29 protein-coding genes are annotated in these 24,624 nt (G+C 74.7%); 20 read left to right on the top strand and 9 right to left on the bottom strand.

Annotated elements, in window-relative coordinates; all coding sequences use genetic code 11:
• Window positions 1-18 precede the first annotated feature (18 nt).
• Window positions 19-912 carry an oxidoreductase gene (locus ACI79Q_RS03805; protein ID WP_456612754.1) on the top strand — a complete coding sequence of 298 codons (894 nt, stop codon included), beginning with the start codon at window positions 19-21 and terminating at the stop codon, window positions 910-912.
• Between the two features lie 20 nt (window positions 913-932).
• On the opposite strand, the gene ACI79Q_RS03800 is transcribed toward ACI79Q_RS03805, so the two are convergent.
• Window positions 933-2,270 carry a D-arabinono-1,4-lactone oxidase gene (locus ACI79Q_RS03800; protein ID WP_456614197.1) on the bottom strand — a complete coding sequence of 446 codons (1,338 nt, stop codon included), beginning with the start codon at window positions 2,268-2,270 and terminating at the stop codon, window positions 933-935.
• A gap of 105 nt (window positions 2,271-2,375) precedes the next feature.
• Here ACI79Q_RS03800 and ACI79Q_RS03795 point away from each other — a divergent pair, with 105 nt between their 5' ends.
• Window positions 2,376-3,590: an alanine racemase gene (locus ACI79Q_RS03795; protein ID WP_456614196.1), complete on the top strand. Its 1,215-nt coding sequence runs from the start codon at window positions 2,376-2,378 to the stop codon at window positions 3,588-3,590.
• Here the strand turns inward: ACI79Q_RS03795 and ACI79Q_RS03790 are convergent, their stop codons facing one another.
• The 4 genes from ACI79Q_RS03790 to ACI79Q_RS03775 form a co-directional block, all read right to left on the bottom strand.
• Complete coding sequence (locus tag ACI79Q_RS03790) at window positions 3,591-5,210, bottom strand: ABC-F family ATP-binding cassette domain-containing protein (RefSeq protein WP_456587457.1); 1,620 nt, start codon at window positions 5,208-5,210, stop codon at window positions 3,591-3,593.
• 37 nt (window positions 5,211-5,247) lie between these two features.
• On the bottom strand, window positions 5,248-5,547 hold the full coding sequence (locus ACI79Q_RS03785) for a three-helix bundle dimerization domain-containing protein (protein WP_456587456.1): 300 nt from the start codon (window positions 5,545-5,547) through the stop codon (window positions 5,248-5,250).
• A 102-nt stretch (window positions 5,548-5,649) separates the two neighbouring features.
• The gene (locus ACI79Q_RS03780; RefSeq protein ID WP_456587455.1) at window positions 5,650-5,775 is read right to left on the bottom strand and encodes a hypothetical protein; all 126 of its coding nucleotides are present in this window, start codon (window positions 5,773-5,775) and stop codon (window positions 5,650-5,652) included.
• 11 nt (window positions 5,776-5,786) lie between these two features.
• Window positions 5,787-6,383 (bottom strand): class I SAM-dependent methyltransferase, encoded by a 597-nt coding sequence (locus ACI79Q_RS03775; RefSeq protein ID WP_456614195.1) that lies wholly within the window; start codon window positions 6,381-6,383, stop codon window positions 5,787-5,789.
• A 57-nt stretch (window positions 6,384-6,440) separates the two neighbouring features.
• Here ACI79Q_RS03775 and ACI79Q_RS03770 point away from each other — a divergent pair, with 57 nt between their 5' ends.
• A complete protein-coding gene (locus tag ACI79Q_RS03770) occupies window positions 6,441-7,205 on the top strand; it encodes a TrkA C-terminal domain-containing protein (RefSeq protein WP_456587453.1) in 765 nt (254 codons plus the stop codon).
• 38 nt (window positions 7,206-7,243) lie between these two features.
• Window positions 7,244-8,305, top strand: a complete 1,062-nt coding sequence (locus ACI79Q_RS03765) for a winged helix DNA-binding domain-containing protein (RefSeq protein ID WP_456614194.1) — start codon at window positions 7,244-7,246, stop codon at window positions 8,303-8,305.
• A gap of 21 nt (window positions 8,306-8,326) precedes the next feature.
• Here the strand turns inward: ACI79Q_RS03765 and ACI79Q_RS03760 are convergent, their stop codons facing one another.
• Complete coding sequence (locus tag ACI79Q_RS03760) at window positions 8,327-8,770, bottom strand: nitroreductase family deazaflavin-dependent oxidoreductase (RefSeq protein ID WP_456587451.1); 444 nt, start codon at window positions 8,768-8,770, stop codon at window positions 8,327-8,329.
• 53 nt (window positions 8,771-8,823) lie between these two features.
• Here ACI79Q_RS03760 and ACI79Q_RS03755 point away from each other — a divergent pair, with 53 nt between their 5' ends.
• From ACI79Q_RS03755 to ACI79Q_RS03705, 11 genes are all read left to right on the top strand, one after another.
• Window positions 8,824-8,940 (top strand): neutral zinc metallopeptidase, encoded by a 117-nt coding sequence (locus ACI79Q_RS03755; RefSeq protein ID WP_456587450.1) that lies wholly within the window; start codon window positions 8,824-8,826, stop codon window positions 8,938-8,940.
• Between the two features lie 3 nt (window positions 8,941-8,943).
• The gene (locus tag ACI79Q_RS03750; RefSeq protein ID WP_456612760.1) at window positions 8,944-9,723 is read left to right on the top strand and encodes an enoyl-CoA hydratase/isomerase family protein; all 780 of its coding nucleotides are present in this window, start codon (window positions 8,944-8,946) and stop codon (window positions 9,721-9,723) included.
• A 305-nt stretch (window positions 9,724-10,028) separates the two neighbouring features.
• A complete protein-coding gene (locus tag ACI79Q_RS03745; protein ID WP_456614193.1) occupies window positions 10,029-10,868 on the top strand; it encodes a hypothetical protein in 840 nt (279 codons plus the stop codon).
• A gap of 1 nt (window position 10,869) precedes the next feature.
• Window positions 10,870-11,391 carry a phage holin family protein gene (locus ACI79Q_RS03740; RefSeq protein WP_456587447.1) on the top strand — a complete coding sequence of 174 codons (522 nt, stop codon included), beginning with the start codon at window positions 10,870-10,872 and terminating at the stop codon, window positions 11,389-11,391.
• Between the two features lie 44 nt (window positions 11,392-11,435).
• Window positions 11,436-12,200 carry a DUF3618 domain-containing protein gene (locus tag ACI79Q_RS03735; RefSeq protein ID WP_456587446.1) on the top strand — a complete coding sequence of 255 codons (765 nt, stop codon included), beginning with the start codon at window positions 11,436-11,438 and terminating at the stop codon, window positions 12,198-12,200.
• A gap of 208 nt (window positions 12,201-12,408) precedes the next feature.
• Window positions 12,409-12,846 (top strand): response regulator transcription factor, encoded by a 438-nt coding sequence (locus ACI79Q_RS03730; RefSeq protein ID WP_456587445.1) that lies wholly within the window; start codon window positions 12,409-12,411, stop codon window positions 12,844-12,846.
• Window positions 12,843-14,627: a sensor histidine kinase gene (locus ACI79Q_RS03725; RefSeq protein WP_456587444.1), complete on the top strand. Its 1,785-nt coding sequence runs from the start codon at window positions 12,843-12,845 to the stop codon at window positions 14,625-14,627. The genes ACI79Q_RS03730 and ACI79Q_RS03725 overlap by 4 nt, the downstream gene beginning before the upstream one ends.
• Before the next feature lie 217 nt (window positions 14,628-14,844).
• Entirely contained in the window at window positions 14,845-15,462 is a 618-nt protein-coding gene (locus ACI79Q_RS03720) for a TasA family protein (protein ID WP_456596769.1), read from the top strand.
• 32 nt (window positions 15,463-15,494) lie between these two features.
• Window positions 15,495-16,124: a signal peptidase I gene (locus ACI79Q_RS03715; protein ID WP_456596770.1), complete on the top strand. Its 630-nt coding sequence runs from the start codon at window positions 15,495-15,497 to the stop codon at window positions 16,122-16,124.
• Window positions 16,121-16,597 (top strand): hypothetical protein, encoded by a 477-nt coding sequence (locus tag ACI79Q_RS03710; RefSeq protein WP_456614192.1) that lies wholly within the window; start codon window positions 16,121-16,123, stop codon window positions 16,595-16,597. Before ACI79Q_RS03715 ends, ACI79Q_RS03710 begins: the two co-directional genes overlap by 4 nt.
• Window positions 16,591-17,250: a response regulator gene (locus ACI79Q_RS03705; RefSeq protein ID WP_456614191.1), complete on the top strand. Its 660-nt coding sequence runs from the start codon at window positions 16,591-16,593 to the stop codon at window positions 17,248-17,250. Before ACI79Q_RS03710 ends, ACI79Q_RS03705 begins: the two co-directional genes overlap by 7 nt.
• An 85-nt stretch (window positions 17,251-17,335) precedes the next feature.
• Here the strand turns inward: ACI79Q_RS03705 and ACI79Q_RS03700 are convergent, their stop codons facing one another.
• Window positions 17,336-18,046 (bottom strand): response regulator, encoded by a 711-nt coding sequence (locus tag ACI79Q_RS03700; RefSeq protein ID WP_456587439.1) that lies wholly within the window; start codon window positions 18,044-18,046, stop codon window positions 17,336-17,338.
• 246 nt (window positions 18,047-18,292) lie between these two features.
• On the opposite strand from ACI79Q_RS03700, the gene ACI79Q_RS03695 reads away from it, so the two are divergent.
• The 5 genes from ACI79Q_RS03695 to ACI79Q_RS03675 are packed head-to-tail and all read left to right on the top strand — an operon-like array spanning window position 18,293 to window position 22,823.
• Window positions 18,293-19,375: a response regulator gene (locus ACI79Q_RS03695; RefSeq protein ID WP_456587438.1), complete on the top strand. Its 1,083-nt coding sequence runs from the start codon at window positions 18,293-18,295 to the stop codon at window positions 19,373-19,375.
• Window positions 19,368-20,357, top strand: a complete 990-nt coding sequence (locus ACI79Q_RS03690) for an ATP-grasp domain-containing protein (protein WP_456614190.1) — start codon at window positions 19,368-19,370, stop codon at window positions 20,355-20,357. The genes ACI79Q_RS03695 and ACI79Q_RS03690 overlap by 8 nt, the downstream gene beginning before the upstream one ends.
• On the top strand, window positions 20,354-21,103 hold the full coding sequence (locus tag ACI79Q_RS03685; RefSeq protein ID WP_456587436.1) for a histidinol-phosphatase: 750 nt from the start codon (window positions 20,354-20,356) through the stop codon (window positions 21,101-21,103). Before ACI79Q_RS03690 ends, ACI79Q_RS03685 begins: the two co-directional genes overlap by 4 nt.
• On the top strand, window positions 21,100-22,581 hold the full coding sequence (locus tag ACI79Q_RS03680) for a glycosyltransferase (RefSeq protein WP_456614189.1): 1,482 nt from the start codon (window positions 21,100-21,102) through the stop codon (window positions 22,579-22,581). Before ACI79Q_RS03685 ends, ACI79Q_RS03680 begins: the two co-directional genes overlap by 4 nt.
• Window positions 22,578-22,823, top strand: coding sequence for a hypothetical protein (locus tag ACI79Q_RS03675; RefSeq protein ID WP_456614188.1), 246 nt, complete (start codon window positions 22,578-22,580; stop codon window positions 22,821-22,823). The genes ACI79Q_RS03680 and ACI79Q_RS03675 overlap by 4 nt, the downstream gene beginning before the upstream one ends.
• 62 nt (window positions 22,824-22,885) lie before the next feature.
• On the opposite strand, the gene ACI79Q_RS03670 is transcribed toward ACI79Q_RS03675, so the two are convergent.
• Together ACI79Q_RS03670 and ACI79Q_RS03665 are read right to left on the bottom strand one after the other, a co-directional pair.
• Window positions 22,886-24,064 (bottom strand): acyl-CoA dehydrogenase family protein, encoded by a 1,179-nt coding sequence (locus ACI79Q_RS03670; protein WP_456614187.1) that lies wholly within the window; start codon window positions 24,062-24,064, stop codon window positions 22,886-22,888.
• 33 nt (window positions 24,065-24,097) lie between these two features.
• On the bottom strand, window positions 24,098-24,622 hold the full coding sequence (locus ACI79Q_RS03665) for an SAM-dependent methyltransferase (RefSeq protein ID WP_456587432.1): 525 nt from the start codon (window positions 24,620-24,622) through the stop codon (window positions 24,098-24,100).
• Between the last annotated feature and the right edge of the window lie 2 nt (window positions 24,623-24,624).

Here is a 24,624-nt window from a genome sequence, read left to right as displayed (position 1 = left end):
GACGGGTAGGGAGCCCGCATGACCATCGGCACCGCAGAGCAGTCCGGCACCTACCGCCTCGGCGACCGGGAGGTGCGCCGCCTCGGCTACGGCGCCATGCAGCTGACCGGCCCCCACGTCATGGGCCCACCGGCCGACCGGGACGCCGCCATCGCCGTCCTGCGGCGCGCCGTCGAGCTCGGCGTCGACCACATCGACACGAGCGACTACTACGGCCCCACCGTCGTCAACGAGCTCATCCGCGACGCGCTGCACCCCTACCCCGACGAGCTGGTCATCGTCACCAAGGTCGGCGCCCGCCGCGACGCCGACGGCGGCTGGCCGGAGGCCCTGGACCCCGACGACCTCCGCCGGGCGGTGCAGGAGAACATCGACCACCTCGGCGTCGAGGCGCTCGACGTGGTGAACCTCCGCATGCCCGGCTTCGCCGAGCCGGTGCAGCGCTCACTCGCCGAGCCCTTCGAGGCGCTGGCGGCCATGCAGCAGGAGGGCCTGATCCGGCACCTCGGCGTGAGCAACGTGACGCCGCAGATGTTCGCCGAGGCCCGGGCCATCGCCCCCGTCGTGTGCGTGCAGAACCACTACAACCTGGTGCACCGCGCCGACGACCCGCTGATCGATGCCCTCGCCCGCGAGGGCATCGCCTACACGCCCTTCTTCCCCCTGGGCGGATTCAGCCCGCTGCAGTCCGCAGCCCTCGAGACGGTCGCCCGCAGGCTGGAGACGACGCCCATGCAGGTGGCGCTCGCCTGGCTGCTCGCCCGCTCCCCCAACCTGCTGCTCATCCCCGGCACCTCGTCGGTGGCCCACCTCGAGGAGAACCTGCAGGCGGCCGCCCGGGTGCTCGGCCCGGAGGAGCTCGCCGAGCTCGACCGGATCGGCGGCACCGGCGACCCCGACCCGGCCGACTGACCGGTGGCCGGTGGTGCGCCTCAGCCGCGAGCCACCGGCCCCAGCACCCGGTCCAGGTACCCGTTCGACAGCACGCCCGCCGGGTCCACCCGGTCGCGCACCGCGACGAACTCGGCGAACCGGGGGTAGCGCCGGCTCAGCGTGGCCGCGTCCAGGCCGTGCAGCTTGCCCCAGTGCGGCCGGCCGCCCACCTCACCGGCGATCCGCTCGAGCGCGGCGAACCAGCAGCCCGGCTCGCTGCCCGCGGGGACGTGCGCGGCGATGTAGGCCGTGTCGCGGCCGGACGCCGTCGACAGGGGGACGTCGTCGGCCGCGGCCAGCCGCACCTCGACGGGGAAGGCCGCGCGCCAGTCGCCGGCCTCGTGCACCCGCCGCAGCTCGGCCAGCACCGCCGGTGCGTCGGCCCGGGGGACGGCGTACTCCATCTCCAGGAAGCGCACCCGCCGCCGGCTGACGAAGACGCGGTGGGAGTGGTCGGTCCACGCGCGCGGGCCCAGGGCCCGCGCCGACACCCGCGCCAGCGAGGGCACCAGCGACGGCACCCGGCGGCCCGCCGCCACCACCCCGGCGAACGCCGCGTTGGCGATCACCTCGTCGTCCCAGACCGCCCGCCAGCGCGGGAGCGGCGCCAGGCCGTCGGCCAGCGGGACGCGGGTGTTGCGCTTCACCAGTGTCGCGTCGGTGTGGGGGAACCAGTAGAACTCGACGTGGTCGGTGGCGGTCATCAGCTCGTCGAAGCCCTCCAGGGCAGCGGTGAGGGTGCCCGGTCCCTCCACCGCCCGGAGCGCGAACGCCGGCTCCGCCTGCAGCGTCACCGCCGTCACCACCCCCAGCGCGCCCAGGCCCACGCGGGCAGCGGAGAACACCTCCGGGTTCCGCTGCGCGTCGCAGACGAGCACCTCGCCGGAGGGCAGCACGAGCTCGAGCGCGCGGACCTGCGTGGCGAGCCCGCCGAACCGGGCCCCGGTGCCGTGCGTCCCGGTGGCCAGGGCGCCCGCGACCGTCTGCCGGTCGATGTCGCCGAGGTTGGTGAGCGCCCACCCCCGGCGCAGCAGCTCGACGCCCAGCCGGTGCAGCGTCGTCCCGGCGCCCACGGTGACCAGGCCGTCCGCGGTGACGGCGCGGACGCCGGTCAGCCGGTCGCACACGAGCTGGACGTCCTCGGGCAGCCCGATGCCGGAGAAGGAGTGGCCGCTGCCGATCGGACGGACACGTCGGCCGGCGGCGGCCGCCGTCGTCAGCAGCTGCGCGACCTCGTCCGCGGAGCCCGGGTGCACCGCGGTCACCTGGGCACGCTGGTTGCCCGCCCAGTTGCGCCAGCGGGTGCGGTCGTGCGGCCGGTCCAGCGGCTCGCTCACCTGGTCTCCCTCCGTCGAGCGGGGACTCTGGCGGGTGCGGCACCGGCCGGTCAACCGCTCCGGGGCTCTTGCCCCGGCCGACCGCGCGGGGCACGCTGCGGCGTCATGACCGCGGACCCACCCGCCGCACGGCACGCGGCCCTCGACCGCGCCACCGCGGGGCTCGACCCGCCGTTCGCCGTGCTGGACCTCGCCGCGCTGGACGCGAACGCGGCGGACCTGGTCGCCCGCGCCGCCGGCAAGCCGATCCGCGTGGCCAGCAAGTCCGTGCGCTGCCGCGGCGTGCTGCGCCGGGTGCTGGCCCGGCCGGGTTTCTCCGGCGTTCTCGCCTACACGCTGCGCGAGGCGCTCTGGCTGGCCGGTGGCGAGGAGCCGGTCAGCACCGACGTCGTCGTCGGCTACCCGTCGGTCGACGCCGACGCGCTCCGGCAGCTCGCCGGGGACGAGCAGGCGGCCGGCCGGGTGACGCTGATGGTCGACTCCGTCGAGCACCTGGAGCTCATCGCCGCGGTGGCCCCGCCAGGAGGGCCGGTGCTGCGGGTCTGCCTCGACGTCGACGCCTCGCTGCGCGCCGCCGGTGGCCGGGTGCACGTGGGCGTCCGGCGGTCACCGGTGCACACCCCCCAGGACGCCGTCGCCCTGGCGCGCGCGGTGCTCGCCCGGCGCGGCGTCGAGCTGGTGGGCCTCATGGCGTACGAGGCGCAGATCGCCGGCCTGCAGGACGCGCCCGCCGGCCGGCCCCTGCGTGGGCTCGCGGTACGCGGGCTGCAGGCGCTCTCCGCCCGGGAGCTCGCCGCCCGGCGCGCCGCGGTCGTGGCCGCCGTCTCCGCGGTCGCGCCCCTGCGGTTCGTCAACGGCGGCGGCACCGGGAGCCTGGAGCGGACCGCCGCCGAACCGGCCGTGACCGAGGTGGCTGCGGGCTCGGGCCTCTACTCCCCCACCCTGTTCGACGGCTACCGCGCATTCACGGGGCACCCGGCCGCCTTCTTCGCCGTCCCCGTGACGCGCGTCCCGGCGCCCGGTGTGGTGACCGTGGCCGGTGGCGGCTGGATCGCCTCGGGGCCGCCGGGGGCCGACCGGCTGCCGGTGCCGACCTTCCCGGCCGGGCTGCGCCGGTTGCCCGGCGAGGGGTCCGGCGAGGTGCAGACGCCGCTGCGCGGACCGGGCACCGCGGGTCTGCGCATCGGTGACCGGGTGTGGTTCCGGCACGCCAAGGCCGGAGAGGTCTGCGAGCACGTCGGCGCCCTGCACGCGGTCGCGGGCGACACCGTCGTCGACGCGCTGCCCACCTACCGCGGCGAGGGCAAGGCCTTCGGCTGATCAGCGGGCGCGGGCGACCCGCGTCTCGTCGAAGACCGGCTCGGCGGACTCGTAGACCCGGCCGTCGGCGCCGAAGACCAGGAAGCGGTCGAAGGAGCGGGCGAACCAGCGGTCGTGGGTGACGGCGAGCACCGTGCCGTCGAAGGCCGCGAGCGCCTCCTCCAGCGCCTCCGCGGAGAGCACGTCGAGGTTGTCCGTCGGCTCGTCGAGCAGCAGCAGGGTCGCACCGGACAGCTCCAGCACGAGGATCTGGAAGCGCGCCTGCTGACCGCCCGACATGGTGCGGAAGGGCCGGTCGGCGGCGTCGGTGAGCCCGTAGCGCCGCAGCACGGCCATCGCCCGACCGCGGTCGACGCCCGGCCGGCCCGGCTCGCCGTGCCAGAGCAGGTCGACCGGGGTGCGGTCCTGCCACTCCGGGTGCGCGTGGGTCTGGGCGAAGAAGCCGGGGACGACGCGCGCCCCGAGCCGCCACTCCCCGGTGTGCGCGACCTCCTGGCCGGCGAGCAGCCGCAGGAAGTGCGACTTGCCCGCACCGTTGGCACCGAGGACGCCGACCCGGTCGCCGTACCAGACCTCGAGGTCGAACGGCTGCATCAGGCCGGTCAGCTCCAGCTGCTCGGCGACGACCGCGCGCACCCCGGTCCGGCCACCGCGCAGGCGCATGGCCACCTTCTGCTCCGGCGGGCGGTCCGGCGGCGGCCCGGCCGCCTCGAACTTCGCCAGCCGGGTCTGCATCGCGTGGTACCGGTTGGCCATGTCGGGTGAGTTGGCGGCCTGCTGCTGGAGCGTGCGCACCAGGTCGATCAGGCGCTGGTGCTCCTCGTCCCACCGCCGCCGCACCTCGGCCAGCCGCTCGTGGCGGGCGGTGCGCGCCTCCGGGTAGGAGGCGAAGCCACCACCGTGCACCCAGGCCGTCCCGCCCTCGACGGTCACCACCCGGTCGGCGACGCGGGCCAGCAGCTCCCGGTCGTGGCTGACGAAGAGCACGGTCTTGCGGGTCTCGAGCAGGCGTTGCTCCAGCCACCGCTTGCCCGGGACGTCGAGGTAGTTGTCCGGCTCGTCGAGCAGCAGCACCTGGTCGGGCCCGCGCAGCAGCGCCTCCAGCGCCAGCCGCTTCTGCTCCCCGCCCGACAGGGAGGCCAGTTCGCGGTACTTGCAGCGTTCGTAGGGCACACCCAGCGCCGCGACGGTCACCGTGTCCCAGGTGACCTCGGCGTCGTAGCCGCCGGCATCGCCCCACTGCGCCAGCGCGTCGGCGTAGGCCATCTGCGACCGCTCGTCGTCGGTCTCCATGAGCGTCAGCTCGGCGGCCTCCACCGCGTCCCAGGCGGCCCGCACCGCGGGGGGCGACAGATCCACGAGGAACCGCTGGACGGTCGTGCCGTCCCGCACCGCCCCGATGAACTGGCGCATCACCCCGAGTCCGCCGGTGCGGGCGACCGAGCCCGCCTCCGGCGTCAGGTCCCCGGCGATGATCCGCAGCAGCGTCGTCTTCCCCGCACCGTTCTCCCCCACGAGCGCCGCGCGCGCACCCTCGCCGACGCGGAAGGAGACGTCGTCCAGCAGCACCCGCCCGTCGGAGAGGGTGTGCCGGATCCCGGTCACGTCGACGTAGCCCACGCCGTCATCCTGCCCCGCCGGGCAACCGGGTTCCCGGTCAGCCGATGTGCCGGTCCAGGCGGTAGCGCGCCAGCCGCTCGACCAGCTCGGGCAGCGCGCCCACCGGTGACCCGCCGAGCTCGCGGCGGCAGTCCCGGACGATCCGCACGACCACCCGTCGCCCGACCCGGCCGGAGAACTCCCCGCTGAGCCGGCTGACCGCCGCGCTGACGGCCTCGTCGCCCGGGAGGGCGCCGGCGTCCCGGGGGAACGCTTCACCGCCGGTGGGCAGCCCTCCCGCACCGGTGGGTTCGTCGGCGGCGGGGCCGGAGGAGCTCGGCGGGACGACCTGGGTCATCGGCGGTCCTTCGTTCCGGGGCGGTGCCGGGCCGGAGCGGACGCGGCGGTTCCATACGGTTCCGTTCCGCGGTGGCCGGCACCAGGGTCCAAGGACCCGCGGTCAGCCCACCACGATCGAGAGCACCGTCGCACCGGCGGCGAGCAGCATCGCCAGGACCACCAGCGCGGCGACCAGTCGCCGGCGCCGCTCCGCGTCACGCCCGCCGGCGCCACCCATCCCCATCACACCGGCCGACGCTACCGGCCGTCGGGAGACCGAACCGGTCGCCGTCCCCACAGCAGGGTGTCGAGGGCGGTGCCGTGCGGGGTGGCCCGGCGGACCTGCTCCAGCCGGTCGAGGTCGAGGAGGCGCGCGACGGGCGCGAGGCGGTCGATGCTGTGCAGGATCGCCGGCTCCTGCGGCCCGCCGACACCCGCGGTGAGGTTCTCCACGTCGTGCCCGAGGAGCAGCAGCCGGCCACCGGGCCGCAGCCAGCCGACGGCCCGGGTGAGCAGCGCGGTCATCTCCTCCTCGGGCAGGTGGAGGTAGGCGACCAGCACCAGGTCCAGCGATCCCGGCGGCGCCGACCAGGTCAGCACGTCGGCGGTGACCCAGCGGACCCGCTCGGCGCCGGGGCTTCCCCGGCCGCGGGCGAGGCCGACGGCGGAGAAGTCGACCGCGGTCACCGCCCACCCCCGGGCGGCCAGCCAGAGGGCGTGCCGCCCCTCCCCGGCGGCGAGGTCGACCGCGGGACCGGGTGGTAGGTCACCGAGCAGCTCCGCCACGAGCGAGTTCGGCTCGGCCGGCCACTGGGCGTGCTCGGCGTAGCGCCGGTCCCAGTCCTCCGCCCGCACGCCGGCAGTCTCGCAGCCGGAGTCGCTGCCCGCGCCCGGACGGGGTAGAGGTGGTGCGTGGCCGCCGTCGTCTCCCTGGTCGTCATCGTCACGCTGGGCCTGCTCGTCACCCGGGTCGCCACGGTCGCGCTGACCATGACCGGCATGTCGTTGCAGCACGCCCGCTTCCAGGCCCGCTCCGCCTTCACCGGGACGGGCTTCACGACGTCGGAGGCCGAGGCCGTGGTCTCCCACCCGGTGCGCCGGCGGATCGTGATGGTGCTGATGCTGGTCAGCGGCGCCGGCGCCGTGTCGGTGCTGGGCACGCTGATCCTCACGTACGCGGGCGTGGACTCCACCGTGGGCGGGGTGCGCCGGACGGTCGCCATCGTCGGCTCGATGACCGCGCTGCTGTGGCTCTCGCGCAACGAGCGCGTCGACCGCGTGCTGCGGCGGGTGATCGAGCGGGTGCTGCGGCGGGTCGCCGACCTCGACCTCCGCGACTACGCCGCGCTGCTGCACCTGCGGGGCCAGTGGCGGGTCGTCTCGCTGCCGGTCAAGGACGACGACTGGATCTCCTCCCGGCCGCTGGGCCGGCTCCGCCTGCCCGAGGAAGGGGTCGCCGTGCTCGGCGTCGAGCGGGACGACGGCACGTGGATGGGCGCGCCCAGGGAGGACCTCCGGCTGCGCACGGGCGACGTCGTGGTGCTCTACGGGCGGCAGGCGATCCTCGACGACATCACCGACCGGCTGCACGGCGACGAGGGCGACCAGGCCAGCGAGCGGTCCCGCGCCTGGCACGCCGCGACGCCTCCGGTCGAGGTCGTCGAGCGCCGGCGCTGAGCCCGGGAGCCGTCGTACCCCTCTGCGAGGGTGTGCCCATGACGACCCCGCACGACGTGGCCCTGCTGCGGCTGGTCGCGCAGCGGCTCGCCGGGCCGCCGGCGGAGGACGCCGCCGCGGCCGTCCGCCGGCTGGTGGCGGTGCAGGGGCAGGACTTCCCGGGCGCGGTGACGTCGGTGGCCCTGCGCACCCGCAGCCGGAGCCGGGACGACGTGCTGCGGGCGCTCGACAGCGGGGCCGTCGTCCGGTCCTGGCCGATGCGCGGCACGCTGCACCTGGTGCCCGGGGAGGACCTGCCGTGGCTGCTCGAGCTGCTCGGCCCCCGGGCGCTGGCCGGGCTGGCCGGCCGGCGGGCGGCCCTGGGCCTGACCGATGCCGATGCCGAGCGCGCCCGGGACCTCGCTCGGGCGGCCCTCTCGGGTGGCCGGCGGCTCTCCCGCCGCGCCCTGCTGGGGGTGCTGGACGAGGGCGGCGTGCCCACCACCGGCCAGCGCGGCTACCACCTGCTGTGGTTCCTCGCCCAGACCGGCACTCTCTGCCTGGGGCCGACCGAGGACGGCGAGCAGGCGTTCGTGCTGCTGGACGAGTGGGTGCGCGCACCGCGTCGGCCCGCCCGCGACGAGGCGCTCGCGGAGCTGGTGCTGCGGTACTTCCTCGGCCACGGCCCGGCCACGGTGCACGACCTGGTCCGCTGGGCGGGGACGACGGTGCGTGACGTCCGCACCGGGCTCGACGCGGTCCGCGACCGGCTGGCGCGCATCGAGGTGGACGGGACCGAGCACTTCCTCGACCCGGACACCCTCGACCGCTGCGCGGCGCACCGGGAGGCCGCCCGGGCACCGCTGCTGCTGCCCGGCTTCGACGAGTTCGTGCTCGGCTACGCCGACCGCGGCGCCGTCCTGGACCCGGCCGACGCCCAGCGCATCGTGCCCGGGCGCAACGGCGTCTTCCGCCCGACCGTGGTCGTCGACGGCCGGATCGCCGGCACCTGGCGGCTCACCGGCCGGGGCACCGCGCGCACCGTCGAGGCCGAGCCGTTCACCGCCTGGGACGCCGACGTCCAGGCAGCCGTCACCCGGCTCGCGGACGCCTGGCCCTGACGGGCGCCGCCCCGCTGCTCCTCAGCGGCGCTCGACGAGGAACACGGGGATCTGCCGGTCGGTCTTCTGCTGGTACTCGGCATAGGGCGGGTAGGCCGCCACGGCCCGCTCCCACCACTCGTCCCGCTCCGCACCGGAGATCTCCCGGGCGACGCCGTCCCACGGCTCGGGGCCGTCCTGCACGGTGACCTGGTCGGGGTGCGCCCGCAGGTTGGCGACCCACGCGGGATCGGTCGGCGCCCCGCCCTGCGAGCCCACCATCGCGTACACCCCGTCGTGCTCCACGCGCATCAGCGGCTGCTTGCGCACCTTGCCGCTCTTCGCGCCGCGGGTGCTGAAGATGACCACCGGCAGCCCGGTGTCCAGGAGCGTGTTCGCCTCCCGCCCCCCGGTCGCCTCGTAGCGCTCGACCTGCTCGCGCACCCACTGCTGCGGACTCGGTTCGTACTCACCCTCCAGCGGCATGCTCCCGAATCTAGGGGCGCCGCGGCGCGGCTGCCCGCCGACCCGGGTCGCGGGTGCCCGGGCCCCGATGGCACCGTGTCGTCGGCCAGCGGCAGCGCTGGTTCCGCACCGGGTACGAGACCGGTGACCCCAGCCGCTGCGACACCTTCGCCACCGACGACCTGGGCTGAGGAATGACCGACCACCTCCGCGTGACCCGGGACGGCTCCGTCGCCGTCCTCACCATCGACCGGCCGCAGAAGCGCAACGCGATGACCGTGGGGATGTGGGCGGCGCTGCCCGCCGTGCTGGCCCCGCTCGCCGACGACCCCGGGGTCCGGGTGCTGCTGGTCACCGGCGCGGGCCCCAGCTTCTGCGCGGGCGCCGACATCTCCGATCTGCTCGGTGGCGACGACCCCGCGGACCCGATGGCCGACGTCCGGCGGCACAACCTCGCCGCGCAGGCGGCGCTGCGCACCTTCCCCAAACCCACCGTCGCGGTCGTGCGCGGGCACTGCATCGGGGGCGGGGTGGAGCTCGCCACCTGCTGCGATCTCCGCTTCGCCGACCCGACGGCGGTCTTCGGGGTCACCCCCGCCAAGGTCGGCATCGTCTACACGCCCTCCTCCACCAAGGCCCTGGTGGACCTGGTGGGGCCGGCGACGACGAAGTACCTGCTGTACAGCGGCGAGCTGATCGACGCCCCCACCGCCCTGCGCACCGGGCTGGTCGACCGGCTCGTCGACGCCGAGGACCTGGCTGCCGAGGCGCACCGGTTCGCCGGGGTGCTGGCGTCCCGCTCCGCGCTCACCCAGCGCGCCACCAAGGAGACCGTGGCCGCGCTGGCCGAGGGCGGGGACGGCGAGGCGCTCGCCGCGGCGCGGTACCGGGAGACGATCGCCGCCGGGGAGCTGGCCGAGGGCGTCCGGGCCTTCGCGGAGCGCCGCGCCCCGCGCTTCCCCTGGTCCGGCTGACGCCGGGGGCGTCCGGCGGTTTCACCCACCCCTCACCGGGGGTACCCCACCCGTTGCGCGGAACGGCGCTCTTCACGAGCGGCAGGCGGATGGCGCAGCGACGACGCTGGCCAGCCCCTGCCACCCCCGATCCCGCCCCGAGACGCACGGATGCGCCGGGTGGACTTCGGTCAGCTCTTCCCGCCCCACCAGGGCGCCGAGCCGACGTCGTCGCGGCACCCCGGGCCCGTGCAGCGCCCGGATGTGTGCCGCAACGGCGTCGGGGTAGCGCTCCCACCGACCAGCAAGCATGCCGAGGAGGACCGATGACTCACTCCATCGATGCCCCGTTCCCGCCACCGGTTCCGCCGACGAGCGGCGCGACGACGGGCACCACGACCGAGAGCTCGTCGACCAAGGACGCAGCCAAGCACGAGGCGCAGAACGCCAAGAACGTCGCCAAGCACGAGGCCCAGCAGACCAAGGACGTCGCCAAGGACGAGGCCCGCAACGTCGGGCAGACCGCGGCCCAGGCCGGCAGCCAGGTCGCCTCGACCGCCGCCGACCAGGCCATGAACGTGGCGAACGAGACCCAGCGCCAGGCCATGGACCTCATCGAGCAGGGGCGCACCCAGCTCAAGGAACAGGCCATCAGCCAGCAGCAGAAGGCCGCGACCGGCCTGTCGTCCCTCGCGCAGGAGCTGCGGGGCCTCGCCGACGGCACGAGCGACGGCGCCCCCGGCCCGGCGCGCGACCTGCTGCACCAGGCCTCCGGCGTCGTCGAGGGCTTCGCCGACAAGCTGCAGAACCGCGAGCCGGCGCAGCTCCTCGACGAGGTGCGCAGCTTCGCCCGCCGCAAGCCGGGCCTGTTCCTGCTCGGCGCCGCGGCCGCCGGGATCGTCGCCGGTCGGCTGACCAGCGGGGCCAAGGCCGCGCACAGCGACTCCGGGTCGGGCAACGGTCACCGCAGCACGCCGACGAACTACGTCGACCCCGCGCCGACGTACTCGGACTACTCCAGCGCCACCACCGGCGCGGGGACCGGCACCGGCGCCCCGCTCCCGCCGCCGCCGTACGGCACGGTGCCGCCCGCCGGCAGCATGGTGCCCCCGGCGACGCCCGCTGGCTGGGACGACCCGTCCCGCCGGCCCGGTGAGGTGCGCTGACATGAGCACCCCCTACTCCGGGGCCACCCCGGCCGGGTCGCAGGGCTATGCGGAGCCGACGCCGCAGAACTACGCGGCGGACTACTCCCAGGGCCAGCAGCACAGCGGCGCCATGGGCACCCCCACCACCGACTCCGGTCACCCCGACGTCGAAGGCGTCTCGGTCGGCGCGCTCATCGGGGAGGTCACCAAGGACCTCTCCACCCTGATGCGCCAGGAGCTCGAGCTGGCCAAGGTCGAGCTGAAGAGCGAGGCCAAGAAGGCCGGGCAGGGTGCCGGCATGTTCGGCGCCGCCGGCTTCGCCGGCTACATGGTGCTGATGTTCCTGTCCTTCGCCCTGTGGTGGGCGTTGGAGAACGTGATGGACGCCGGGCTGGCCGCCCTCATCGTGGCCGTCCTCTGGGGCGCCGTCGGGGCCGTCGCGTACGTGATGGGCCGCAAGAAGTTCGAGCAGGTCCACCCGAAGCCCGAACGGACCGTGGACACCCTGCAGCAGGTGCCCGGTGCCCTCAAGCCCAACTGACCACCAGACCGCTGAGGTCTCTTGAACGGCAGGAGCCGATACCAATGACCAGCAGTGACCCGGACGTCATCCGGCGGCAGATCGAGGACACCCGGCGCGAGCTCAGCTACGACGTCGACGCCCTCAACGAGAAGGTCAACCCGTCCCGCGTCATGGACCGGCGGGTGACCGCGGCCAAGGGCCGCATGACCACCCTCAAGGAGAAGGTCATGGGTTCCGCCCAGGACACCACCTCGGCGGCCCAGCACCGGGCCTCCGACGCGGCGGGCTCCGTGCAGGGCGCGGCGCACAACGCGGCGGGCTCGGTCCAGGGCGCGGCCTCGAACGCGGCCGACAGCGTGCAGAACGCGGCCTCGTCCGCGGTCGGCGCCGTCCAGCAGGCACCGGACACGATTTCGCGCCAGGCACAGGGCAACCCGCTCGCCGCCGGGCTCATCGCCTTCGGTACCGGCTGGCTGATCTCCAGCCTGCTCCCTGCCTCGCAGAAGGAGCAGCAGCTGGCCCAGCAGGCCGAGTCCACGCTGCGCGAGAACAAGGACGCGCTGCTCCAGCCGGCGAAGGATGCCGCGCAGGAGATGGGCGAGCAGCTCAAGCCGGCCGCCCAGCACGCGATGGAGGAGGTCAAGTCCACCGCCCAGGACGCGGCCGGGACCGTCAAGCAGGAGGGCCAGTCGGCAGCTCAGGACGTGCAGGGGCAGGCCCAGCAGTCCAAGCAGTCGGTGCAGGGCCAGGCCGAGCAGTCCAAGCAGTCGGTGCAGGGCCAGGCCCAGCAGTCCAAGCAGTCGGTGCAGAGCCAGTCCGGCTCCTGACACCTCGCGGGCCCACCGGCCCGCTCCGTTCGCCTGCGCCCCGCCGGGTCCTCCCGGCGGGGCGCAGTGCTGTCCGGACCGCCACCCCAAGGGGTGAGCCGCCGGTGCCCGCGCTGCAGGCCTTCCGTCGGGGCGCCGTTCCTCCTCAGGACGACGCCACCGGTCCCACCGCACCCGCGGGGCGGGACCACGACCGACGGGAGCTCCCGTGGACCCGGCCCTGCACTCCCCCGGCGGCGGCCCCGCCGGGCCGGCCCCGGGCGGCACCGTCCGGGTGCTCGTGGCCGACGACGAGGACGACATCCGCGGCCTGGTGTGCCTGGCCGTGCGCAAGGCCGGCTGCCAGGTGGTCGTCTCGGCGCCCGACGGCGCGGTCGCCCTCGCCGCAGCACGGGCCGAGCTGCCCGACCTGGCCGTCCTGGACGTCTCCATGCCGGGCGTGACCGGTCTGGAGATCTGCGCGGCGCTGCGCGCCGACCCCGCCACCGCCGGCACCCGGATCCTGCTGCTGTCCGCCGGCGCCTCCCCGGACGAGGTGGCCCGTGGCCTGGCCGCCGGGGCGGACGCGTACCTGGCGAAGCCGTTCAGCGTGGCCGGTCTCGTGCACCAGGTGCGGGCGCTGACCACGCGGGAGCCGGTGGCATGACCCTCGCCGTCCTCGACCGGCCACGGGACAACCCCCCGCCGTGGACCCGCCGGCTCACCCAGGCATCCGCCTGGCAGGCCGCCGTCCGCGGGCCGCTGCCGTGCACCGTCCTGCTCACCGCGGTCGCCCTGCTGCTGCTGACCGGTGACGTCCCGGTCGTCCACCAGGCCCTCGTGCACGCCGGCCTCGCCGTCGCCGTCGCCGCCACGGGCGTCGCCTGGTTCTCCCGGTCGCGTTCCCTGCCCGGCTCGTTCGCCGTACCGGTCGCGCAGCTGGCCGCCGCGGGCCTCCTGTACGCCGGCACCGCGTCGGCCACGACCCTCGTCCTCCTGCTCGGCCCGCTCTGGGCGCTCGCCACGCACGCCGACCGCCGGGGAGTGCTGCTCGCGGTGGCCGGGACCACGGCCGTGCTGGCCGGGCCCTCGCTCGTGGGCCCGCTCGGCGGCGCCGACGACCTGCCCGGCGCGCTGTTGGTCGGCCCGCTGGCGGTCGCCGTCGGCAGCCTCGCGGTCAACGAGAGCACCCGCCGCGCGGCCGCCCAGGCGCGGCACATCGCACGGCTGCAGCAGGAGCAGGCGGTGCTGCTGACGCAGGTGCGCAGCCGCGCGGACGAACTCGACACCGCCTCGCGCATCCTCGCCGCCCGTGCCCAGACGATGACCAGCGTGATCGACGCGGTCACCGAGCAGTCGATCATCGGCACGGACCGCGACGGCACCATCCGCGTGTGGAATCCCGGCGCCGAGAAGATGCTCGGCGTGCCGCGCCCCGACGTGGTCCGCACCCGGTCGATCCTCGACTTCCACCTGCCGGAGGAGCTCGACGCCGCAGCGGCGGACGGCGGCTGCGGCACCGGGCTCGAGGCCCTGGTGCGCGTCGCCCGGGAGCACGGCAGCGACGTCCGCGACTGGACCTACGTCGCCGCCGACGGCAGCCACCGCACCGTGTCGGTCGCCATCACCCCGCGCTCGGACGACCGCGGGGTGCACGCCGGCTGGAACTTCGTCGGCACCGACATGACCGAGGCGCGCGCCACCGAGCGGATGAAGGACCAGTTCGTCAGCCTGATCAGCCACGAGCTCCGCACGCCGCTGAGCTCGATCCTCGGCTACCTCGAGCTCGTCATGGACGACGAGGACTCACCCCTCACCGACGAGCAGCGGCAGTACCTGTCCACCGTGGAGCGCAACGCCCAGCGGCTGCTGCGACTGGTCGGGGACCTGCTCTTCACCGCGCAGGTGGAGAGCGGCCGGTTCACCCTGCAGCCCGCCGACGTCGACCTGGCCGGCGTTGTCCGGGCCGCCGAGGAGACGGCCCGGGTCGCCGCCGGCAACGCCGGCGTGCGGATCGTCGTCGACGTCCCCGGGGAGGGGATGGTGGTCTCCGGTGACGCCGTCCGGCTCGGGCAGGCGTGCGACAACCTGGTCTCCAACGCCGTGAAGTTCACGCCAGCCGGCGGTGAGGTGCGGCTCGTCCTCCGGTCGATGTGGCGCTCTGCCGACGGCGAGGTCCGTGCACATCCGGCGCCCGGCGCGGAGCCGGTCGCGCAGCTGTCGGTCAGCGACACCGGCATGGGGATCCCCGCCGGTGAGCAGGGCCAGCTGTTCACCCGGTTCTTCCGCTCCTCGACCGCCCAGCGCAACGCCGTTCCCGGGGTGGGGCTGGGGCTCACGATCACCAAGGCCATCACCACCGCGCACGGCGGCACGCTGGACCTGGTGAGCACCGAGGGCGTCGGCACCACCTTCACCATGACCCTGCCGGCGACTCCCGCGGGCTGACGGAGCCTGCCCCACCGCGCCCCCCGTTCCTGCCCGGGACGGGGGGCGCGGTGCGTACGGCCTGCCCCGTCCGCGGCCGCCGAGGGGCAGGCAGGAGTGCCCGTCGCTTCTTGCGGCTTCCTTGCGGATCGCTGGCGGGTGGCCTGCGGTTCGCCGTCCAGAGTCCTGGTTGTCGCCGGAACACCGGCGGTCACACGGACACAGGAGAAGCAGGGACATGAGCACCAAGACCGCCACCACCGCCACCGGCTCCACCGCCCGCAAGGTCGTCGGCTCGCTCGGCGTGATCGGCGCGGCCGCCGCCGTGGCCGGCCTGGGGACGTTCGGCAGCTTCACCGACTCCACCTCGGTCGACACGACCATCAGCTCGGGCAGCGTCTCCATCGATCTCGCCAAGCCCGTCACCATCCCGGTGACCACCGCCGGCTTCGTCCCCGGCGACACGCTCACCCGCCCGGTGACGCTGGTCAACGACGGGGACACCGGCCTGGCCGCGGTCAACCTGAGCGCCACCGCCGCCGCATCGAGCGTCCTCACCAGCGACGCCACCCGGGGGCTGCAGCTGTCCCTGCGGTCCTGCGCCGTGGCCTGGACCGAGGGGGGCACCCCCGCGGCGCGGACCTACACCTGCGCCAGCGGCGAGAAGATCCTCGGCTCGGGTGCCGTGCTCGCCCCCATCGACCTCGGCGCGGTGAACTCGCTGAACGTCGGCGGCTCGGACTTCCTCGCCTTCTCCATCGGCCTGCCGACCGCCGCCGACAACACGTTCCAGGGCAAGACCGCCGCCCTGACGCTGACCTTCACCGGCACGCAGCGCACCGGCACCGCCCGCTGAGCCTCGTCCGACGACCTCCCGGAGATCACGCCATGACCACCGTCCTCCCCGTCCGCGCCGCGGGGGCAGCTCCCCAGCTGCCCCCGAGCGAGGACGAGCGCTCCACGGCCGGCCACCCGGCCGCCCGGGCCCGCCGCATCGTGGGCCGCACGGCCCCGTGGCTGGTCCGCGGAGTCATGGGGGTCGCCGTCCTGGCCTTCGCCGTCCTGGCCGTCGGACCGCACGTGCTCGGCTACCGCACGATGACCATGCTGACCGCGAGCATGGCGCCGGAGATCGAGCCGGGCGACATCACCGTCGCCACCCCGATCGACGTCACCGACCTCACCGAGGGCATGGTGATCACGTACCACATGCCGGTGGGCGACCACAGCCTCGTCACCCACCGCGTCGTCTCGGTCGACCGGGCCGCCGACGGCGGCGTCATTGTGCAGACCAAGGGCGACGCCAACGAGGCGATCGACCCGTGGACGGCCGGTCTCACCGGCGACACCGTCTACCAGGTGCGCGCCGTGATCCCGGAGTTCGGTCACGTGGTCCAGCTGCTGCGCACCCCGGTGATCAGCCAGGTGCTGCTCTACGGGGCTCCCGCGCTGCTCGCCGGCTGGCTGCTCCTGGCCATCTGGCGCCCCACCCCCGCGATCGAGGAGGACCGGGCATGAACGCCGTCCGCCGCACCCTGGCCGTCACCGGCCTCGCCCTCGCCCTCACCGTCGCCGCCGCCGTGCCCGCCTCGGCCACCTATGCCGACAGCGCCACCGTCTCGACGACGGTCTCGACCACCACCGTGACCGCGCCGGCCACCGTCACCATCGACGACCGGTGCACCCGCACCGCCAGCGGAGGCTCCTGGACCCGGTACGGGATGTGGGTCCCCACCTACAGCCACTGGTACGAGGCCACGATCAGCTGGCCGGCGAGCACCACGCCCCGCGGGGTCGTCGGCTACCGCGTCATGGCCCACCTGAACAACGGCCAGTCGCTCGTCATGGCCGAGACGAGCGCGACGAACCGGACCGTGAGCGCCCGGGTGGACCGCGGCTACCTGGACTACCAGCCCCGTATCTCGGTCATCACCCTCACCAGCTACGGCTGGACCGCGGAGACGCCCCGCTCGGCGGTGCTGACGTGCTGACCGCCCTCGTCGTCCACGCCGACGCCGCCGTCCGCGACCAGGTCGCGGACCTGCTCTGCCTCGGTGGCTGGCACGTGCAGCACGCCGCCGGCCCCGAGGACGCCGTCCGGCACGCCCTGGTCACCGACGTCGACCTGGTCGTGACCGACCTGGCGATGCCGGGCGGCTCGGGTGCCGCGATGCTCCGCCGGATCCGGCGCAACGGGTCCCGCGCCCGCTTCGTGGTCGTCACCGCGGACCCGACCGCCGAGGACCGCGCGGAGGCGGCCACCGCCGGCGCACTGGTCACCCTCGCCCAGCCGGTGACGGCGCGGTCGCTCCTGGACTTCCTCCGCGGCCGGACCACGGTCGCGGCGCAGGCCGGGGACACGGGCGGTCCCAGCGATGCCGAGCTGGTGGACGCCGAGGTGATGACCCGGCTCCAGGGCATGTACGCCGATGCGCTGCCCACCCGGCTGTCGGCCATCGACCTGCACACCCGCGCCGGTGACGCCACCGCGGTCGCGTTCGCCGCGCACACCCTGGCCGGCACGAGCGGCCAGCTGGGCCACCCGGAGGTCGCCTCCCTCTGCCGGGAGATCGCCGCCGACGCCCGCCGTGGCGTGCTCGCCCACTCCCGGGTCGCCCGGCTCCAGGAGCTCGCCGGCGTCTAGTCCGGCCCGGCCAGGCATAGGAAGCTCTACCGGTGGTTCGCGCCCCCGATACGGGTGGATAGCTTCCTATGCCTCGAGACGACGGCTATGCGGCGACGAGGCGGTAGCCGACGCCGCGGACGGTCTTGATCTCCGGCGAGTTCAGGCCGGCGGCCACGAGCTTGCGGCGCAGGTTCGACATGTGCGCCTCGACCAGGCGCAGGTTGCCCTCCCAGTCGGTGTGCCAGACCTCGCGCAGCAGCGTCTCCCGCTGCAGCACCCGGCCCGGGCGCGACGCCAGCGCGGCGAGCAGGTCGAACTCGGTGCGGGTCAGGTCGACGACGTCCCCGTCGACCCGGACCTCCCGGCTGTCCTCGTCGACCTCCAGCTCGGCGAGCCGGCGCACCGACTCCGCCGCGGGGGCCGGCTCGGCGGCCGGCTGCGGCGCGGTCCGCGGGAAGCGGAGCATCGCCTGCACACGCGCCACGAGCTCACGCGGGGAGAACGGCTTGGCCATGTACCCGTCGGCGCCGACGGCCAGCCCGATGAGCAGGTCGACCTCCTCGGCGCGGGCGGTCAGCATGAGGACGTAGCAGGGCGTCTCGGCACGGATCTGCCGGCACACCTCGGTGCCGTCGGCGTCCGGGAGCCCGAGATCGAGGACGATGAGGTCCGGCGGCTCCCGTCGCACCTCCGCGATGGCCTCGGCACCGGTGCCCACGGCGCGCACGGCGAACCCGGCCCGCTCGAGCACCGTGGTCACCAGCTCGCGGATCTCCTGGGTGTCCTCGACCACGAGCACGGACTGATCCGCCACGACGCCTCCTCCTCACTGCTCGCTGAGGGTGCGGAGGGTGGTCCTCCGGTCACCTGACCGGGTGATCGGCACGGCGGCGGCGCGGCTTGAGCGGTGCACCGGTCGCCCGGTCGGGCGGGCCCACCCGGAGGGGTGAGACACGGGGCGCCCGGCTCATGCGACCAGGGGAAACGGCCGTCAACTCCCGCGGGGACACCCGTCCCCCTCCCGGGCAGCCGGGGGAATCCACCGACGGGAGCCGGAACCGTGGACGGTGCTCTGCACGTCCTGGTCGTCGACGACGACCCCGACACCGCACTCTTCGTGCGCACCGTGCTGCAGCGGGGCGGCATGACCGTGACCACGTGCGCCGACCCGCTCGAGGCCCTGGCGCTGGCGTCGCGCGTCGAGTTCGACGCCGCGATCACCGACATCGAGATGCCGGGCATGACCGGGCTGGAGTTCCTCGACCGCCTGCGTCAGCTGCGCGCCGACCTGCCGGTCACCGTCATGACCGCGCACGCGTCGGTCGACTACGCCGTGGACGCGCTGCGCCGCCAGGCCGACGAGTTCCTCGTCAAGCCGGTGCCCAAGGACACCCTGGCCGCCACGATCCGCCGGCTGGCGGAGGCCGCGCAGGCCAAGCGGGCCGCCGCTCCGCAGCGCCAGACCGTCCTGGCCGTCGGCGCCCACCCCGACGACGTGGAGATCGGGGTCGGCGGCACGCTCGCCGCGCACCGCTCCGCCGGTGACCAGGTGGTGATCCTGACCCTCTCCCGCGGCGCACGCGGCGGCGAGGCGGGCGACCGGCAGGACGAGTCGCTGGCCGCGGCCGAGCTGATCGGCGCCCGGCTGTTCCTCGAGGACCTCGAGGACACCCGGATCAGCCCGATGGACCCGACCATGTCGATCATCGAGCGGGTCGTGCAGGAGGTCCGTCCGACCATCGTCTACACCCACTCGGCCAACGACCGGCACCAGGACCACCGGGCCGTGCACCAGGCCGCGAGCGTCGCCACCCGCACCGTGCCGACCGTCGCCTGCTTCCAGAGCCCCTCGGCCACCATCGACTTCCGGCCGTCCCGCTTCGTCTCCATCGACGGGTTCACCCGCACGAAGCTCGACCTGCTCGCCAGCTTCCGTTCGCAGGCCGGCATCCGCAGCTACCTGCAGGACGACTTCGTCCTGGCGACCGCCCGCTACTGGTCGCGCTACGGCAGCGGCGGCCAGTACTGCGAACCGCTGGAGATCGTCCGGGACGCCGGTGGTGTCGTGGGCGCCACCAGCGACTCGGCCTTCCAGCAGTCCTCCCCCGCCACCTCGACCACCCCGGAGCGCTTCGGTGTCTGACTCTTCCCCCACCCGCGTCCTGGTGACCGGCGCCGGCGGACCGGCCGGCATCGCCGTGCTCCGCTCGCTGGCCCGCCGCGACGACGTCGAGCTGCTGGCTGCGGACATGGATCGCTACGCCAGCGGCCTGTACCTGGTGGACGCCGGTGCGCGGCACCTGGTCCGCCCCGGCCTCAGCGAGGAGTTCGTCGACTCCCTCGTCGCCCTGTGCGAGCGGGAGTGCGTGGACGTGCTGTTCTCCACCGTCGACGTCGAGCTGCCGCGGCTGGCCGCCGAGCGCAAGCGCCTGGACGCCGTCGGCACCACGCTGGCCGCACCGAGCCTCGAGACCCTCGAGGTCTGCCTGGACAAGTACGCCCTCGCGCAGCGCTGCACCGAGGTCCTGCCGACCCCCCGCACCGCGCTGCTCGGCGAGACCGACCCGGGCAGCTGGGACTACCCGGTGATCGTCAAGCCGCGGCGGGGGGCCGGCTCCCGCGGCGTGCACCTGGTCGAGGACGCCGCCGCGCTGACCGCCCTCGGCAGCGACGAGGACACCCTCGTGCAGGCCCACCTGCCCGGCGACGAGTACTCGGTCGACACGCTCGCCGACGCCGACGGGCACGTGGTCGCCGCCGTGCCGCGGTCCCGGCTGCGGGTCGACTCCGGGGTCTCGGTCGCCGGCGCCACGGTGGCCGACCCGGAGCTGGTGGAGACCGCCCGCCGGGTGGCCCGCGCCATCGGGCTGGTCGGGGTGGCCAACGTGCAGCTGCGCCGCGACGCCGAGGGCCGCCCGGCCCTGCTGGAGGTCAACCCGCGCTTCCCCGGCGCGATGCCGCTGACCGTCGCGGCCGGCGTCGACATGCCCTCCCTCGCCCTGGACCTGGCGCTGGGCCGCCCGCTACCGGCCGAGGTGCCCTTCCGGGAGCTCGCGGTGGTGCGCTATCTCGAGGACGTCTTCCTCGCACCGTCCGACGTCGTCGCCGAGGAGGCCGCCCGATGACCGCCGCCCTGGGTGAGCTCGACCTGCTGCTCACCGACCACCACGTGCACTCCACCTGGTCCGACGACGCCGTGAGCGCGCCGATGGAGAACCTCGTCGCCGCCCGCGACACGGGGCTGGCCAGCATCCGCATGGTCGACCACGTCCGGACGACGACGACCTGGGTGCCGGGCTTCCTCGCCGAGGTGGCCGCCCTCCCCCGGATCGAGGGGCTGGAGGTGCTCACCGGCGTCGAGGCGAAGATCCTGGACGCCTCCGGCCGCCTGGACGTGCCCGAGGACCTCGTGGTCGGGCCGGGCGGGGTGGACCGCATCCTCATCGCCGACCACCAGTTCCCCGGGCCGGACGGCCCGTGGAGCCCGCGCCGCACCCTGGAGGAGATCGCGGGCGGGCTGTCCACCCAGGACGCGCTGTCGATCCTCGTCGACGCGACCGTGCGGGCGATGGAGCGCGCCGGGCGGGGCCAGCTGGCCCACCTGTTCTCGCTGCTGCCCAAGGTCGGCATGCACGAGAGCGAGCTGCTCGACGAGCACGTCGCCGCGATCGCCGACGCCGCCCTCCGGACGGGCACGACGGTCGAGGTCAACGAGAAGTGGCGCTGCCCCGGGCCCCGCGTCGTGCTGGCACTCGCGGCCGCCGGCGTGACCCTCGTCGGCTCCACCGACAGCCACGAGGCCGCCACCGTGGGCCGCTACTCCTGGGTGGCCGACGCGGCGTCGGCGACCCGGTTGGTGGGTGCCCGGTGACCGTCCTCGCCGTCGGTACCGACGTGGCCGGCATCGGCGAGACCGTGCTGACGTGGTTCCTGCTGGCCCTGGTGGCCACCGGCGCGATCCCGGTCGTCGCCGGGCTGGCGCAGTTCCTCGTGATCCCGTTCCACGCGGTCCGCAACCACTACCGCGAGACGGGCCCGTACCTGCCCAACGTCGCGGTCCTCGTCCCGGCGTGGAACGAGGCCGCCGTCCTCACCAGCTCGATCGAGCGGCTGATGGGGCTGGACTACCCGCCGGACCGGCTGCGCGTCTACGTCGTGGACGACGCCAGCACCGACGACACCCCCGCCGTGCTGGCCGCCTGCGCCGAGCGCTTCCCCGGCCGGGTCGTGCACCTGCGCCGCGAGAAGGGCGGCGAGGGCAAGGCGCACACCCTCAACCACGGGCTGCGCGAGGTCCTCGCCGACGACTGGATGGAGGCGCTCCTGATCATGGACGCCGACGTCATCTACGAGCCGGCGTCGCTGCGCAAGATGACCCGCCACCTGGCCGATCCCACGGTCGGCGCGGTGACCGCCTACATCCGCGAGGGCAGCGGCGACCCGGAGGGGATCACCCGGTTCATCGGGTTCGACTACCTGGCCGCGCAGGCCGCCTCCCGCCGAGCGCAGAACGTCGCCGGTGCGATGGCCTGCCTCGCCGGTGGCGCCCAGCTGCACTCGCGGGAGAACCTCGTGGCGATCGGCGGGCAGATCGACACCTCCTCGCTGGCCGAGGACACGGTCACGACCTTCCGCACCCAGCTCGCCGGGCGCCGGGTCGTCTTCGAGCCGCACGCCCGCGTGCTGGCCGAGGAGCCGGCCGGCGTGGACGCGCTGTGGAAGCAGCGGCTGCGCTGGGCCCGCGGCAACGTGCAGATCACCTCGATGTACCGGCACCTGTGGTTCCGCAGGTCGGTGCACCCGGGGCTGGGCGGCTTCTTCTTCGGCGTCTTCTGGTTCGCGATCCTGCTGCTGCCGGTGGCGATGCTGCTGACCTCGATCGGCCTGATCGGGCTCTACCTGCTCGACAGCGAGCTGGCCTCGGAGGTGTTCGGGGCGGCGGTGTTCGTGCCGATCGCGACCTTCGTCTTCATGATCACGCTGACCATGTCGGTCGATCCGCGCACCGGCCTCAAGGTCTGGCGGGAGGCACTGCTGTTCCCGGGCGCCATCTCCTTCGTCGTCCTGCTGTCGGCCGCGTTCCCCGGGGTGATCCCCATGTCCGACGGCGTGGAGACGTTTTGGACGCTGTTCGTCTACAGCTGGCTGGTGCTCTGCATCCCGCTGGCCTACGGGGTCCGGAAGCTCGAGGGCACCCGCTGGGGCCGGCCGCTCGTGCCGCTGGCGCTCTACCTGGTCGGCTTCGGGCCGCTGATGTGCGCGATCACCGTGGACGCCTACGTCAAGGAGTTCCGCGGGGCGGCCATGACCTGGGACAAGACCGAGAAGACCGGGAGGGTCACGGTATGAGCAACCTCCACCAGCTGGTCGGAGCCGGGCAGCCGTTCCGGGTGAGCCCCCCGGTGGTGCTCACCGAGGAGGTGCTCGCCCGCTGCGGCGGCCGCACCCCGGTGTGGGCCGATCCGGTGGCCCTGGCCGACGAGACCGAGGCCGACCGGGTGCGCGAACGCCGGCTGTGGGTGGGGCTCGCCGTCGCGGTCTCCGTCGTGGTCCTGCTGTACCTGGTGCGCAGCGCCGTCCTCGGCGCCTGAGGTCTGCGGCCCGGCCGTCCCCCTGACCCCGGGGCGGCCGGGCCGCAGCACCTCGGCCGGGCTCAGACGAAGGCGCTGATCCCGGTCAGCGCCCGCCCGACGATGAGCTGGTTGATCTCCCGGGTCCCCTCGTAGGAGTAGAGGGCCTCCGCGTCGTTGAAGAACCGGACGACGTCGCGCTCGAGCAGGATGCCGTTGCCCCCGAGCAGCTCCCGGGCCCAGCCGACCGTCTCCCGCGCCCGGCTGGTCACGTAGCTCTTGGCCAGCGCGGCGTGGTCGTCGCGGAACACGCCCTCCTCCTGCAGCTGCGCCACCCGGACGGCCATGCCGAGGCTCGCGGTGACGTTTCCGGCCATGCGGGCCAGCAGGTCCTGGATGAGCTGGAACCCGGCGATCGGGCGGCCGAACTGCTCCCGCTCCTTGGCGTAGGCCAGCGCGGCCTCGAAGGCACCCATCTGGCAGCCGACGGCGCTCCAGGCGACCCCGCCGCGGGTCAGCTTCAGCACCCGGTTGACGTCCTTGAAGGTGTTGCCGCCCTCGAGCTTGTTCTCGGCCGGGATCCGGCACCCCTCGAACGTGATGTCGGCGTTCTGCACCGTGCGCAGCGCGTACTTGCCCTCCATCTTGGTCGCGGTGAACCCGGGGGTGCCCTTCTCCACGACGAACGTCTTCACCGAGTCGTCGGCGACGTCGCGGGCGAACACGACGACGAGGTCGGCGAAGGTGCCGTTGCCGATCCACCGCTTGGCGCCGTCGATCACCCACTCGTCGCCGTCCTGCCGGGCCGTGGTCTCCAGGCCGAGCGCGACGTCGGAGCCACCGTGCGGCTCGGTGAGCGCGAAGCAGCCGATCTTCTCCAGGGCCAGCATGCCCGGCAGCCAGCGGCGCTTCTGCTCCTCGGAGCCGAGGTTGACGATCGACCCCATCGCCAGGCCGTTGTGCACCCCGAGGAAGGTGGCCATCGACGGGTCGACGCGGGCGGTCTCCAGGGCGATGAAGCCGGTGAACAGCCGCGAGGCGCGCGGTGACCCCTCGGTGTCGTAGCTGCGGCCGACCAGCCCCGCCTCGGCGAAGCGCGGGATCAGCTCCATCGGGAAGGTGGCCGCCTCCCAGGAGTCGTTCACCAGCGGCCGGACCTCCTCCTGCAGGAAGGTGCGGATGCCGGCGAGCTCTTCCCGCTCCTCCGCCGACAGCAGCGACTCGTAGGCGTACAGGTCACCGGGTACCAGGTCGTCGGTCATGCGGATGTCCTCTCGTCGGTGGCGTCCCGCCTCCTACCCGTCCTGCCCCGACCGCAACTCGACGGCCGCCGACGGGACCGGCGCCGTGGCGGCCCGGTGGACGGCGTGCTCGACCAGGCCGCGCTCCCCGGCGGACCGGAGCACCGCCGTCCGGATCCGGTCGTCGGCGCCGGGGGCCATGACCGAGAAGGCGACGACGACCCGACCGCCGGGTGCCAGCACCCGCCGGACGACGTCCCACTCCGGTGCCGGCGGGGTCCAGAAGGCGCGGACGTCGAACGACACGACGGCGTCGAACCAGCGCTCCGGCAGCTCGGCCCCGACCAGCGGCGCGGTCTGCAGGGTCACCCGCCCGTCCTCGACCGCGACGCGGTTCCGCCGGGTCGCCGCGGCCACCATGGTTGCCGAGCGGTCGACGGCGGTCACGTGGCCGACCCCCGGCCGCCGGGCGAGCAGGTCGGCCAGCACGCCGTGGCCGCACCCCACTTCGAGCACCCGCTCCCCTGGTGCGGGGTCCACCAGCCCGGCCGCCCAGGACAGCCGCTCGGACGCCGCCACGG

The sequence above is a fragment of the Blastococcus sp. SYSU DS0828 genome (genome assembly GCF_054050975.1).
This window is presented reverse-complemented; position numbering and strand designations above follow the sequence as displayed.